12 protein-coding genes and 1 tRNA gene are annotated in these 15110 nt (G+C 35.5%); 4 read left to right on the top strand and 9 right to left on the bottom strand.

The window, feature by feature from the left end:
• Window positions 1-146: 146 nt before the first annotated feature.
• Window positions 147-683 (bottom strand): HPP family protein, encoded by a 537-nt coding sequence (locus A9G47_RS02495; RefSeq protein WP_065642079.1) that lies wholly within the window; start codon window positions 681-683, stop codon window positions 147-149.
• Between the two features lie 113 nt (window positions 684-796).
• On the opposite strand from A9G47_RS02495, the gene A9G47_RS02490 reads away from it, so the two are divergent.
• Together A9G47_RS02490 and A9G47_RS02485 are read left to right on the top strand one after the other, a co-directional pair.
• A complete protein-coding gene (locus A9G47_RS02490; protein ID WP_065642078.1) occupies window positions 797-1372 on the top strand; it encodes a TetR/AcrR family transcriptional regulator in 576 nt (191 codons plus the stop codon).
• A 513-nt stretch (window positions 1373-1885) separates the two neighbouring features.
• Window positions 1886-2215, top strand: a complete 330-nt coding sequence (locus tag A9G47_RS02485) for a hypothetical protein (protein WP_065567593.1) — start codon at window positions 1886-1888, stop codon at window positions 2213-2215.
• Between the two features lie 820 nt (window positions 2216-3035).
• Here A9G47_RS02485 and tkt read toward each other — a convergent pair.
• The 6 genes from tkt to A9G47_RS02455 form a co-directional block, all read right to left on the bottom strand.
• Entirely contained in the window at window positions 3036-5042 is a 2007-nt protein-coding gene (gene tkt / locus A9G47_RS02480) for a transketolase (RefSeq protein WP_065642077.1), read from the bottom strand.
• 139 nt (window positions 5043-5181) lie between these two features.
• On the bottom strand, window positions 5182-6132 hold the full coding sequence (gene tal / locus A9G47_RS02475) for a transaldolase (RefSeq protein WP_065567596.1): 951 nt from the start codon (window positions 6130-6132) through the stop codon (window positions 5182-5184).
• A 330-nt stretch (window positions 6133-6462) separates the two neighbouring features.
• On the bottom strand, window positions 6463-6699 hold the full coding sequence (locus A9G47_RS02470) for a FeoC-like transcriptional regulator (protein WP_081303496.1): 237 nt from the start codon (window positions 6697-6699) through the stop codon (window positions 6463-6465).
• Between the two features lie 129 nt (window positions 6700-6828).
• On the bottom strand, window positions 6829-9105 hold the full coding sequence (gene feoB, locus A9G47_RS02465) for a Fe(2+) transporter permease subunit FeoB (protein ID WP_065580575.1): 2277 nt from the start codon (window positions 9103-9105) through the stop codon (window positions 6829-6831).
• On the bottom strand, window positions 9102-9344 hold the full coding sequence (locus tag A9G47_RS02460) for a FeoA family protein (RefSeq protein ID WP_081297763.1): 243 nt from the start codon (window positions 9342-9344) through the stop codon (window positions 9102-9104). The genes feoB and A9G47_RS02460 overlap by 4 nt, the downstream gene beginning before the upstream one ends.
• A gap of 1068 nt (window positions 9345-10412) precedes the next feature.
• Window positions 10413-10484 (bottom strand) — tRNA-Arg (locus A9G47_RS02455).
• A 134-nt stretch (window positions 10485-10618) separates the two neighbouring features.
• Between A9G47_RS02455 and A9G47_RS02450 the strand changes: the two genes are divergently transcribed.
• A complete protein-coding gene (locus A9G47_RS02450; RefSeq protein WP_065566299.1) occupies window positions 10619-11377 on the top strand; it encodes an MlaA family lipoprotein in 759 nt (252 codons plus the stop codon).
• A gap of 56 nt (window positions 11378-11433) precedes the next feature.
• On the opposite strand, the gene A9G47_RS02445 is transcribed toward A9G47_RS02450, so the two are convergent.
• A complete protein-coding gene (locus tag A9G47_RS02445; RefSeq protein ID WP_065642075.1) occupies window positions 11434-12243 on the bottom strand; it encodes a TIGR03915 family putative DNA repair protein in 810 nt (269 codons plus the stop codon).
• Window positions 12244-12246: 3 nt separating this feature from the next.
• Window positions 12247-13512 carry a putative DNA modification/repair radical SAM protein gene (locus A9G47_RS02440; protein ID WP_065642114.1) on the bottom strand — a complete coding sequence of 422 codons (1266 nt, stop codon included), beginning with the start codon at window positions 13510-13512 and terminating at the stop codon, window positions 12247-12249.
• 279 nt (window positions 13513-13791) lie between these two features.
• Here A9G47_RS02440 and fabB point away from each other — a divergent pair, with 279 nt between their 5' ends.
• Window positions 13792-15003, top strand: a complete 1212-nt coding sequence (gene fabB, locus A9G47_RS02435) for a beta-ketoacyl-ACP synthase I (protein ID WP_065580577.1) — start codon at window positions 13792-13794, stop codon at window positions 15001-15003.
• Window positions 15004-15110 lie beyond the last annotated feature (107 nt).

Here is a 15110-nt window from a genome sequence, read left to right as displayed (position 1 = left end):
ATTACCTTCCTTTAGAATCTTAACCGTTAAATTAACTGCAATATTAGCTGTAAATCTTTGCATCCATTTGCAAGCAGGTTTGAGAAAAAACAATTATATTATTTCCAATAAAAATAATATTAGTCGCGTTTTTATTGGAAATTTATCTATAATTTTTTATTACGAAAGAGCGCAAACCAATAGATTGGCCACTTGCTTTTTCCGATAAGATTATTGACAATGTACGCAATGATAACTAATGCGATAGAGCCTGATAACACGGGAAACAGCAAAAAGCTAAAATCATAATTAATTTGATTTGCTGTTAACAATATAACTAGCGGATTAGCGCCTGCTGGTGGATGCACGCATCGCAAAAACTGCATAGCAGCAATAGCACATCCCACAGAGAAAGCGATAACGAATACTGAATCACCAAGCAACTTTAAAAACAGCAACCCAATAAACGCTGAGATAAGATGCCCAAAGATCACATTTCTAGGCTGCGCCAAAGGAGATTGAGAAACTGCAAATAAAATTACACAAGAAGCGCCAAACGGAGCCATTATAAAATAGCTACCAGAGTATATTGTCAAATATACTAATGTTAAAATTGCCAAAAAGCCGCCTAACACCCCCTGTGTTAAGTCCAGTAATTTGGGTCTACTTGATAGTTTTTCGCCATCGAAAAAAAAGAATTTCATTCGCTATTGTCCTGTTTGGTTATAATAATGATTAAATAAAACTGTACCGATCTGTACAAAATTAATAGTAGTACAGATCAGTACACCTTGCAATTTATTTCAGGTAATTTATTTTGAAAAAAACATACAAACGAATAATGGAAACAGCTGAAGCGCTGTTTTATCGAAGTGGTTTTGCTAATGCTGGCGTCGATGAGATAAGAGATAAATCAGGATGCTCTAAAACAACCTTATACAATAATTTTGGCAGTAAAGATAAATTGATACTTGAAGTATTAAAGCAAAGAGATTTGAGGTTTAAAGCAAAACTTAACGAAGCTATCTTAAACCTTAATGGAACAGAAGCTATTATGAAGATTTTTGAATGGCATGAAAAGTGGTATTGCGAAGAAAACTTTAACGGCTGCTTGTTTATCCGTGCAATGGAAGAAATACCAGAAGATTCATCATGCATATCTGATATTGTGGTAGAGCATAAAGAATTTATTCGAAATCTTATTTTTTATAAGCTTGAAAATTACCCCAATAAGGCATCTTTAACAAATAAACTAATGGTAATACTTGAAGGGCTTGCCAATATTAGTGTGGTATACAAAAATAAGCCAAACCTGCATCAACAAATTCTACAAGACACGCTTAACCTCGTGCTAGAATTACTAAATAACGCCTTAGTATTTAAGAAAGATTAATTAAAAATAATGCATTATTAAGTATCTAGAAAAAGTAATGAATTTGTATTGATTATAATTAGGAATTTTATCCAAACTTTCAGGTAGGTCGTGTTTCAATATAAATTCGTTTTTTGCTTTTATAGAAGCGCTTTTGTGTTTTTTTACTCATTAAAGCGCTTGATCATCACCAACGTTAATCTTACTGAGCCACCTTGCATGAGCTATCTTTTTGGGCAATTAGCCTTAATTAGCCCCATAGTTTTAGCTATCGCTTAGGGATTAAGTGCTCAAGGGTTAAGAATAAGCACAATAATATAATGATCACTACGGGCACTCAAATGCGAAAAAACGTAATCACTCCATATTTAAGCACCTATTTGGGCAAACAGGTAATGATTACCTGTTATCATCCGTATCATGTTTTTTGATAAAAATTTCTACACAACTCGCTGAAAATGTGAATTTAAAACAGTAAGCATGAGTTATTATATATTTTAATAAATTCTACATGTTAATTTTAGGTAAATAAAAATGATTCAAGAAATATTGACTAATATAAGAAATGGCCCAACTATTTTAACGTTACCTGAAATAATAAATTTGATGAATTCTCTTCAACTACTAAAAACTGAAGAAATATTAAAAAATGATGAGGATTTTTTACAATTGCTAGATTTATTAGTCGAATCTTATTGTGATTCGGCAATATTTGAAGTTAATGCTGATAATAAAGCCTATTTAAATCAATTTAGTCGCTGGTTAATTAAATTAGGAAAAAGGCATCCATTTGGGAAAAACCAAGATAACTTAAGCTCATATTCAAATATATTTTTAAAAGAAATGTCGAATACCTTAACCTAATGAAAAAAGCTTATATAAATTTATTGTGCGATAGTTGTAAAAAATATTTAGAAATCGATATCATTTAATTGCGAAGATAATTTATTACATAAAATTCAAATTAACAATCTACAACCAACAAAGGAAGTAACCGAAGAATGACTAATCATTTATAAAAACCAAAAGTTTAATTAAACATTAAACAAGCTGATACCTATTAAAAGCGCTAGCAGCTGAGTTAGCTAAAAATATTAAAATTCAAGACAACTTGAATAAGTTAACGGTTTTTAAAATAAAATAATCATTAAAACACCTCTTAGTGCAGAAATGACTATTCATTATGCGAGCAACATCAAAGAAAATAGCTTATCTTATTAGTCAAACTATCAATAAGTTAAAACTTATAATCAAGGCTATTTTATTGTTCGCTTTGTGGACTTGCTCATACCGACCAATATAATGACTTAAGACACAATGCCGAATATAAAGATAGCTATCGAATTCCTTTTATCTTTTTTGATTCAGATAACAAACCTCAACAAAAAATTAATAAACAAATATCTGGATTACAACTTGTTTATTTATTAAGCAACTGGTTAGGAATTAAATTAGATGTACGACATGATTATATGCTAAATGAATTAACAGACATACCAGAACAAATACAAATACAAATACAAATACAAATACAAATAAAAGACTGGAAAACCAATAAACTATTTCAGTTTGATCAATTAAAAGAAGACCCAAATCCTTTTAATTGATACTAGTTTTGAATACGCCATCAACAAATCTAAATGATGGCGTTTTTTAGTGCATTACTGAGAGTGCTAATTGTTACCTATTTCAGCAAACTTTTTGCTTGTGTAAGTACGTTTTCAACAGTAAAGCCAAATTCTTTAAACAGTTGATCAGCCGGTCCTGATTCACCAAAAGTTGTCATGCCAATAACTTTGCCATTTAACCCAACGTATTTATACCAAAAATCACTAATACCCGCTTCAATAGCAAGACGAGCTGTCACTGATGATGGCAGTACTGACTCTTTATAAGCACTATCTTGTTTATCAAATGCGTCAGTTGATGGCATTGATACCACACGTACTCTCTTTCCTGCTTGGGTCAGTTGTTGATACGCTTCAACAGCAAGCTCTACTTCCGAACCAGTAGCAATAATAATCAATTCTGGTACGCCCGTGCAATCATTTAGGATATAACCACCACGATAAACATTAGCTAGTTGTTCAGCTGTACGCTCTTGCTGTTTTAGGTTTTGTCTTGAAAAGATTAATGCTGTCGGTCCTTCTTTGCGCTCAATACCATATTGCCATGCAATCGCTGACTCTACTTGGTCACACGGGCGCCATGTGCTAACATTTGGCGTAACACGTAAGCTAGCCATTTGTTCAACAGGTTGATGCGTTGGCCCGTCTTCACCCAAACCAATTGAATCATGAGTATAAACAAATAATGACCGAATTTTCATTAGCGCAGCCATGCGAATCGCATTACGTGCATATTCCATAAACATTAAGAAAGTCGCACCATATGGAATAAACCCGCCATGCAATGCAATACCATTCATGATAGCGGACATACCAAACTCGCGCACACCATAATGGATATAATTACCACTAGGATTAGCTAAAATTTCTTTTGATCCTGACCACATAGTTAAGTTACTTGGCGCTAAATCAGCTGAACCACCTAAAAACTCAGGTAAAGCAGGTGCAAAGGCTTCAATGGCATTTTGCGATGCTTTACGTGTTGCAATCGTTGCAGGATTAGCTTGTAATTTATTCACCACATCGTTAGCAATTTGTAACCAATTTTCAGGCAAATCACCATTAACACGGCGTGTAAATTCTTTGGCTAATTCAGGATAAGCTTTTGCATACGCATCAAAACGGGCATTCCATTCATCTTCACACTGCTTACCTTTATCTTTAGCATCCCAAGCATCATAATAAGCTTTAGGAATTTCAAAAGCAGGGAAATCCCAGCCAAGTGCTTTACGTGTTGCTTCAATTTCGGCATCACCTAATGGCGCACCATGGCTTTCATGACTACCCGCTTTATTTGGCGAACCAAATCCGATAACGGTTTTACACATTAATAATGACGGTTTATCAGTTACTGCTTGCGCTTGCTCAATGGCTTGTTTTAGCGCTTTGGCATCATGACCATCTATACCACTAATCACATGCCAACCATAAGCCTCAAAACGTTTAGCTGTATCATCAGTAAACCAGCCTTCAACTTCTCCATCAATTGAAATGCCATTATCATCGTAAAATGCAATGAGTTTTCCTAATTTAAGAGTACCAGCCAACGAACATACTTCATGCGAGATACCTTCCATCATACAACCATCGCCCATAAACACATAAGTATGGTGATCAACAATAGTGTGATCGGGCTTATTAAATTGCGCAGCTAAGGTTCTTTCGGCAATAGCCATACCAACAGCATTAGCAATACCTTGCCCTAGTGGACCTGTGGTCGTTTCAACGCCTGGCACATAACCATATTCAGGATGACCTGCTGTTTTTGAATGCAACTGACGAAAATTTTTAAGATCATCAATTGTCACCGCATAACCTGTTAGATGCAATAAACTGTAGATCAACATAGACGCATGACCATTTGATAAAACAAAACGATCGCGATCAGCCCATTTTGGATTAGTTGGATTATGCTTTAAAAAACCACGCCAAAGGACTTCAGCCATATCCGCCATACCCATAGGTGCTCCAGGATGGCCTGATTTTGCTTTTTGCACGCCATCCATGCTTAATGCCCTTATCGCATTCGCCAGTTCGCGGTGAGATAGTGAGGTTGCATTCATGTTGTAATCTCCAAAAAAATTTTTGAGTTAAAAATTGTTAATATATGCAAGGTAAAATTACTTGCGAAATCGTTAGTCAAATTAACAAAACAAAATAGTGGTAAAGATGGGGAGTTAACTCCCCTAGTGCTCAAAATGATTATAATAATGCCCCAATCATATCTTCTAATTTGCCTTGGTCTATGGCAAAAGCACGGATTCCTTCGGCTAGCTTTTCAACTGCCATAGCATCGCTATTATGTTGCCATCTAAATTCGGCTTCAGTCATTGGCTCTGGTCGAGCAACTACAGGTTGATTTGGATTAAGTTTTTGAACAACAGTGGCATTTGATTGTTGCATTTCAGCAAGTAAGTTAGGTGCAATAGTCAATCTATCACAACCAGCTAACGCTAAAATCTGATCGACTTTACGGAAGCTCGCACCCATTACAATGGTTTTATAACCATGCTGTTTATAGTAATTAAAGATATTACGAACAGAAATAACGCCTGGATCTTCATCCGCATTGTAAGGATCAATAGGTTTTTTAGCTTGATACCAATCATAAATACGCCCAACAAAAGGCGAAATTAAAAAGACATTTACTTCAGCACAAGCTCGTGCCTGTGCAAATGAAAACAATAAAGTTAGATTACAGTTGATGCCTTCTTTTTCGAGCACTTCAGCCGCTTTAATACCTTCCCACGTTGATGCAATTTTAATTAAAATGCGCGACTTATCAATGCCCTTTTCTTTATAAAGCGCAATGATTTTACGAGCTTTTTCAATACACGCTTGTTTATCAAAAGACAAACGAGCATCGACTTCGGTCGAAATGCGTCCTGGCACTGATTTTAAAATTTCAGCACCGATATTGACTGCCACTTGATCGCAAGCATTAATCAATTGCTGTTCTTTGCTACCACCTAATTTTTTAGCTGTTTCAATCGCAGAATCAATCAAATACCGATATTGAGGAAGCTGTGCCGCCTTTAAAACAAGAGAGGGGTTAGTTGTTGCATCTTCAGGCGAAAATTGTTTAATCGAATCGATATCACCTGTATCGGCTACAACTACTGTTAGTTTTTTAAATTCATCTAATTGATTCATATTTTTTATCCTCATACAGCGCTTTACTATAATGAAAGTATAATAACATTTATTCGATAATAAAACGACTTTGTCATCGGACGATGATTTCATTATATTGTTGGCAAAAACAAACAGCTCAAACTGTAAATAAGACGTTATTATCAAGCTTTACCAAGATAAATTCACTTATTTTTATTAGTTATATTTGCTATTTTTACCGTACAAATAATTTCAATTATGAGAACTAAATCACAAAATCAAATCTCTATTAATTTGTATTAATCTACCAATAAAAATAAAAACTAATGAATACTAAAATAGTCAGACAAATCTAACAAATGCATTTGATTACCCCCAAGTATATTCAATATGATTTGTTAAATTACAACTTGAGCAAGAATGGCATTTATCTGCTTGACAAGGAACTGATTGATTTTGCACGATTAATTTAATCATTCCTTTTTTTATCCAAAACCGTAACATCTGCTCGGTGGCACTTTCAGGTAAACGAAAGTGCCTTGCAATATCTTGCAATGATGCACGGCCTTTTAATTGCACATAATCACGAATTGACGTCATTAACATAACATTAATATGATTTACAGGGAGAGCCCTGCAAATCGCTCCTCTATTATTATTATTTTTACAAATTAACCCGCCATTTATTTAATGACAATACAATAATTTTCAACGATTTCATAAACTGAGTTCAACTTATTGATTTAAAGTTGAATATCGACCTAAAAAACGCATAAACAGCAAAGCCACAACAATAAAGATACAGCATCCTAAGAGCCACCAAGTAGCTACAGCCGAATGTCCAAGCAAAGTACATTGGTAATAAATTGTTGCTGCTAGCCACGCAATAGTAAAAGTCCAAATTGCCACAAATATCATCCATTTTGAGCCAGCCTCACGATATACAGCCCCTAACGCTGCGGCACAAGGAGTATAAAGTAAAATAAAGATCAAATAGCTCATAGCGGCAGAAGGCGAACCAAAAGCCATTTTAATTTGTGAAACCGTCGCCGAATCTACCTCTAAATCAACTTTTAACGAATCAATATCTTGCGAAACAGCAGTGAGCCCTAATGGATCTAAGACCGCATCAGACAAGGTCTGCAAATTTTGGGGAATGGTAGCTAATGCTTTTAAAACGCCTTGTGACAAACTGAATGGCTCAGCTTGTTCGTTATTATCATTCATAGAATAAAGTGAATTTAATGTTGCAATTACCGATTCCTTAGCGAAAATACCAGTAAAAATACCCACTGTTGCAGGCCAATTATTGTTGGTAATGCCCATTGGTGCAAATACTGGAGTGATCTCTTGGCTAATCACTGAAAGCATAGTGTCTTGTGAGCTTTCAGCCCTAAACGATCCATTGCTTCCCCACGAATTAAGTAAGCTTAGTACCGTTACCATTAATACAATAGCTTTACCTGCTCTAAATATAAATGACTTTAACCGTTGCCACGTCAAACTAAATAAGCTACTTAAAGTCGGAATACGATAGACAGGCATTTCCATAATAAACGGCGTTAATGAACCTTTTAATAGCGTAAATTTAAGCACAAACCCTGTTAGCATAGCCACAGCAATGCCGATCAAATATAAAGTAAACACCACTATCGAAGCATTCTTAGGGAAAAATATCACAGCAAACAACGCATACACAGGCAATCTTGCCCCACACGACATAAAAGGGATCATACAAATCGACATAATACGATCACGAGTGCTCTCTAGCGTTCGTGTACCCATAATAGCTGGCACCCCACAACCAAAACCAACTAGCATTGGCACAAATGCCTTACCTGGTAAACCAATAGATCGCATCAATCGGTCAATGACCATTGCTGCTCTGGCTAAATAGCCTGAATCCTCCAAAAAAGATAAACAAAAAAACATGGCACCAATAACAGGAATAAACGTCGAAACAGTTTGAACACCTCGACCAATGCCATTAGCTAAAATCGCGATAAGCCAATTTGGTGCATTTATAGCATGAAGTAATTCAGTTGTGCCATCAACAAAAACAGTACCACACAGTACATCAAAAAAATCAATAAATACTGCCCCAAAATTAATCGCCACCATAAACATGGCATACATAGCCAACAAAAAGAAGGGAATGCCAGTAATGCGTCCTAAGGTAATATTATCAAGTATTTCAGAAAACCGATGACTAAGCTCACGTGGTTTCTCAATCACCTTTTTACAAATTGCATCAATCGTATCATAACGAGCGCTAGCCAGTGCCACATCAATTTCATTATCGCACCATTGTGCAAGTTTTAAACGACAATCCACTAACATTTTTTTCTCACATCGCGACAAGTTATAACGCGAATCATCCAATAATACATCCATCAATTGCCAGCGATTAAATTGGCGTATAATGCTATCTTCGGGTAGATCGCAAACATAACGATTAATAACAGTTTGCTGCTCTTCACCAAGTAGATCAACCGACGGCTGAGCAATTTGTGGATTTTTCGACATGGTTTCAATTTGTTGATAAAAGTGCGATAAACCTTGTTTTTTTGTAGAAGATATCGCAACAACAGGACAACCAAGTAGTGTAGACAACATATCAACATTAATCTGTTCGCCAATAGCTTTAATAGCATCCATCATATTTAACACAACAATTATAGGGACTTGTAAATCAATTAATTGACACGTTAAATAAAGGCTACGTTGCAAATTTGTTGCATCAATAATATTAATAATAACACTGTCACTTTCAGATAATACAAATTGACGAGCAATAAGTTCATCTTGCGAAACACTGAGTGGATCAGGCTCTATCGAATATGTGCCAGGCAAATCGATAATCTCATATTGCCTATGATGATAAGTAAAAATACCCGTTTTACGTTCCACAGTCACGCCAGGCCAATTTCCTACTCGCTGTTTAGAGCCTGTTAATAAGTTGAACAACGTAGTCTTACCGCAGTTAGGATTACCAATGAGTGCTATCTTCACGCAGCGACCTCCATTACTTCAATAGCTTTCGCTTCATTACGACGTAAACAAAGCAAAAAACCACGCATTTTGATCTCGATCGGATCACCAAGTGGCGCAACACGCACAACCAAAACCTTACAACCCGGTGTAATACCCATTGCAAGTAACTTTCGACGAAAGGGTAACGATTCGGGCAATAATCTAGAAATAACCGCCTCGTGCCCTAAAGGTAGTTGGTTAAGGGTAAAAGATGACATTATTTTTCCTAAAAAAGATGACAGTATTAATAAAAAAGTAATAGCATTAAATTAACAACACGTATTTTAAAGAAAAGAAAAGTTATTTTTAGTATAAAAATGCGAATCACTCGCAACAATGACAAATAAAACGCGAAAAAACAACCAAACAGTTCAAATAATAAAAACATATGGCATCTAATAATCAAAAATCAATCCAAGAAGTTAAGCTTTTATTTAGACAATAAATTAATTACCACTAAAAACAATAAATACTATCTGGTTAGCAATTTTTAATTGGGAAACTCGTGGTAAACCTACATCAATCTAAGACAAAATTGTAAAATGAACGAACTATTCTAAAGAATGATCATTGCCACATAATTAAAATACGCACAAAGCTCTACTGTTAGAGTAATATTAACTATTTCTTTATCTTCAACATTAATGCTAGCGTTATTTTGTAATTAAAAATGTAACGCTATCAAAACTCGATAAATCACAATGTAAAAACTTTTAGGTGGATGCGCGTTTGAGTATAAAATTTGCTAATTACAAACCTAGAGCGCCAACACTATTCAACGCTGAATAAATAGCAATAATTATCTTCGAGTGTTGTAAAATATCAGCTTACTGCTTTATTAAATTTTTAATAATAAATCATTAAGCTATTATTTTTATATAAAATAAACACCTATACGGCGTTAAGCTATAAATTTTGGGAGGTGCGAGCCACCGCAATTTTCTAAACTGCCTACACGGCGTTAAACCATACGAATATTTATTTTTATAAACTCGTTCATTTCTAAACCGCCTACACGGCGTTAAACTAGAAACAAACATACTATAAACTTTGTTTGCCAAAAGGCAAATAGGATTTTTGTCTCCAAAAACCCTTTTTTGCAGAAAATCACTAACACAATGTTTTTATTTGTTTTATTTTACAGCTCAAAAAAAGGGTTATAAAGCTTTAGATGATTTGATAAGGCGTAAATTTTACTGTACAACAAAATTGACTTAATTGATTTATAGTGAGCATCAAAGTTTATTGCGGATATCAATGTAAAGCTGTGTCTGTTTGGCGGGTTTTGACCCCAGCAGGAATCGAACCTGCAACTAGCCCTTAGGAGGGGCTCGTTATATCCATTTAACTATGAGGTCATAGGAGGCTTATTCTAATAAATTTGCAAAGATAATGCCATTTAAATAACGAAAAATTTTTTATTTTTTTTATTCTAAGTAATCATGATACAATTGAACTATATTTAACCTCATTAAATTTAATTAAAGATACTATGAAAAAACGAATAGTTGGTATGATGTTTTCTGTGATGGCGCTTACCAGTTGTGCCACTTATCAACCTGAAACAAATTCCTATAGTGACCCATTATCTGGCTTTAACAAAACCATGTTTAATGTTAACTACTATGCGCTTGATCCTTATGTCTTACGTCCAGCTGCAGTTGCTTGGAAGGATTACGTTCCATCACCTGTTCGTACAGGTGTAGTTAACTTTTCATCTAATCTTTCCGAACCTGCATCAATGGCAAACAACTTATTACAAGGCGATGTTCACAAAGCGGGAACACATTTAGCACGCTTTTTCTTAAATACGGTTTTCGGTTTTGCTGGTTTGGTGGATGTTGCAAGTATGTCAGATCCACAATTGCAAAAAGGTGGAAAACGAACTTTTGGCGATGTTTTAGGTCATTACGATGTGCCTTATGGCCCTTATGTTGTATTACCATTTTATGGTTCCGCAACGTTAAGAAACGAAGGTGGTAGCGTGGTTGATACTCTTTATCCTCCGCTTGTTTGGTTAGATTGGCAATGGGCGTTAGTACGTGGTGTATTTGACGGTATTGAAGCTCGTGCAGTTGCGATTGAATATGAAGATTTAATTAAAAATAGCGATGATCCTTATAACTTTATGCGCAATGCTTACTTTCAACGTCATGACTTTGTAGCCTCTGGTGGTAAAGTAGACGAAAATAAACAGCAACAACGCGAAGAATCTATTAATGATTTTATTAACGATATTGATTCTCAATAATTTTTATTAAATTATACTAAAGGCTGTCAATTATTGGCGGCCTTTGGTTTTAGGATTTATTTAAACATGAGTTTCATTTCTGGCAAATAATGCCAAAATCGACTTGGCATTTGTTGCCTTTGTAATTTGGGGTTGATTCGTTCCTTGATAGTTAACGCATTACAATAACGTAACCACATGGTTTGAAATAATGCTTCATCCCTAGCTAGATAATTTTTATTCACTTGACTGTTAATAATCAAATCATCTTTATCAGTCAGCGAAACGGGTTCAATGCTATGTAAATTATAAATATAACCATATTCGCGCTTTTCATCATAAATAGCCCACTTTTGATCAGCAAAACGATCTTTAAAAAACTTTAGTACCAACGGCAATACGTTATATATAGGAGCAATGATTGAAAAATAGATTTTATCTTCTTTATCATTAAACACATCTTTAACAGGATTATTTATAGCACTAAAACGTACAAATTGGATCACACGATGCCGTTCTCGGCTAACTTTTTTAGCGATATCATGTACCGCCAGCACACCTTGATCGGCAAAATCGGTTTCGATTGATTGAGATGATTTAAATACCTTGCAAATATAGCGAAAAACGATTAAATCACTTTCGGGCAGTTCAGATAACCAAACATACATTAAATGGCGTAGAGCAACTTTACTAAGTTTGTTAATTAATGCCTTTCGAACACGCTCATACTTGGCATTATCAAATTCGACATGATGTGTGTCAGATACTAATAGTGGCTCTACCTGCTCTGTAGCTAACAAACATTCAGGCATTTTTTTAAGCTTAAAAGCCTCAAATACCGCACATAATAATCCTTCAAAGCTTTTATCGTAATAGAATGCTAACATGCTCTACCATCCCATGACTAGTTGATGTGGAATATTATCTTGCTTTGCCTCTAACAAAGGGCGATCTTGCAAAGAGAGTCGGATATACTCGGCCGATGAATCAAGCACCTTAAATTTCCTCATTTCATGACAAACAATAAAAAATTGCGCACGCTTTAAAACAACGCCAATGCGCTTAAGCGCATCAAAAGTAAGCTTTCGATGACGCCTTGCCATCACAATCAACTTGGCCGATTTAACACCAATACCTGGCACCCGCAAAATTTTTTGGTAGCTATCACGGTTAACATCAACTGGAAAGCATTGTGGGTTGCGGATGGCCCAAGATAGCTTTGGATCGACAGTCAAATCAAGATCGGGGTATTGATCGTTAACAATTTCATCAACATTAAAATTATAAAAACGCAGTAACCAGTCCGCTTGATATAAACGGTTTTCACGCACTCTTGGCACCTCTTGCACTACAGGTAAACGTTTATCGTAACCATTTACAGGAATAAATCCCGAATAGTAAACCCGCTTCATACTGGGTCGTTTGTAAAGTTTGGCCGTTAATTGTAATATCTGTTTATCTGATTCATCTGTCGCACCAATAATAACTTGTGTACTTTGACCGGCGGGCACAAATTTGGGTGTGGCACGAAATTTTTTGCGATCTTCAATATTTTCTAATAGATTTTGATGAATTTGACGCATAGGCTGATAGATGCTTTGGTGATCTTTATCAGGTGCTAATAATTTAAGATTTTCTTCGGTTGGAATTTCCAAATTAACACTCATCCTATCAACTAATATGCCAGCTTGATTAATTAGCTCGTTACTTGCACCAGGGATCGCCTTCATATGAATATAACCATTAAAATCGTGCTCATGGCGCAAAATTTTTACCACTCTAATCATTTTTTCCATGGTATGATCGGGACTTCTAACTATGCCCGAACTAATAAATAAACCCTCAATATAATTACGACGATAAAACTCAATGGTGAGGTTAGCCAATTCACGCGGAGTAAAACCAGCTCTAGGAATATCGTTACTTTGTCGGTTAATGCAATAAGCGCAATCAAACATGCAATAATTAGTTAGCATAATTTTAAGTAAAGAAACACATCGCCCATCAGCGGTAAATGAATGGCAAATACCAGATTTATATGCATTACCTATGCCTTTATTTTTATTATTTCTTGATGCACCACTCGACGAGCAAGAAATATCATATTTTGCCGATTCAGCTAAAATTTCCAGTTTGGTTATTATTTTTTCAGTCATATTGAACTTAATATTTACCTGTTTATTTATACAGTATATCGTAACCATAGTAGTTTTTGCAAGTATATATTGCTGACAAAAACCGTCATCACTCACTATTTTAATCATTTTTTTAAGCAGTAAATTTATTGTAATTGCTTTACCTATATAAATAATTAAGGCGATATTAGGATACAGAAATAAAAAACACGGCAAAGTATTGTTCAGCTTACAACTGTACGCTATAATCAACGCACTTTTTTGTATGAAGCCAGATATAACTTAGGAGCTAAATAGTAAATGAAACGTGTTGTTATTACAGGGTTAGGAATTCTTTCAAGTATTGGGAATAATACTAAAGAAGTTTTAGAATCACTAAAAATTGGCCGTAGCGGTATTACCTTTTCTCAAGAAATGAAAGATAGCGGTATGCGTAGCCATGTATGCGGAAATGTCAAACTAGATACTACAGGATTGATTGATCGCAAAGTTGTTCGTTTTATGAATGATGCTTCTATTTATGGTTATCTTGCTTTGCAACAAGCTATTGAAGATGCAAAATTAACCCCTGAACAAGTTTCTAACCCTCGTACTGGTCTAATTGCGGGCTATGGTGGTTCAACTAAGACACAATACAATGTCGTTGCTGGCATGAAAGAAAAAGGATTACGAGGAGTTGGTCCTTATGCAGTAACCAAATCAATGTCATCAGCAATTTCGGCTTGTTTAGCAACCCCATTTAAAATTAAAGGTGTTAGCTATTCAATGACATCAGCTTGTGCAACATCGGTTCACTGTATTGGTCATGCAGCTGAACTCATTCAACTTGGCAAACAGGATATTGTTTTTGCTGGCGGTGGTGAAGAGCTTTGCTGGGAAATGTCTTGCGAATTTGACGCTATGGGCGCTTTATCAACCAAATATAACGACAATCCAGAAAAGGCATCACGTGCTTACGATAAAAACCGTGATGGCTTTGTTATTGCTGGCGGTGCGGGGATGGTTGTTGTTGAAGAGCTAGAACATGCTCTTGCGCGTGGAGCTCATATTTACGGTGAACTTGTTGGCTATGGTGCAACATCAGATGGTCATGACATGGTGGCACCATCAGGCGAAGGTGCAATGCGCTGTATGCAACTGGCTATTCAAGACTTAGATGTACCTGTTGATTATATCAATACTCATGGTACATCAACCCCAGTTGGAGATGTCAAAGAATTGTGGGCAATCAAACAAGTTTTTGGTGATAACATTCCAGCGATTTCATCAACCAAATCAATGACAGGCCACTCATTAAGTGCTACTGGCGCACAAGAGCTTATCTATTCATTATTAATGTTAGAGCATGGCTTTATTACTCCAAGTATCAACATTGATGAACTTGATGAAGCGGCCATTGGTATGAATATTATTACCGAACCAACTGAACGTGAACTCACAACAGTCATGTCAAATAGTTTTGGTTTTGGCGGCACTAATGCCTCAATTGTAATGAAAAAATACAAAGCTTAATAAGCATTAAGTTAGTATCAATCAATAAAAAACCGTTTATTTAAGAACGGTTTTTTATTGATAACGTTATATTAGATAACTCCATAAACTCACCTTAATTTATGATA

This window comes from Gilliamella sp. WF3-4, assembly GCF_001690275.1.
In the GTDB taxonomy this organism is placed as follows: domain Bacteria; phylum Pseudomonadota; class Gammaproteobacteria; order Enterobacterales; family Orbaceae; genus Gilliamella; species Gilliamella apicola_C.
This window is presented reverse-complemented; position numbering and strand designations above follow the sequence as displayed.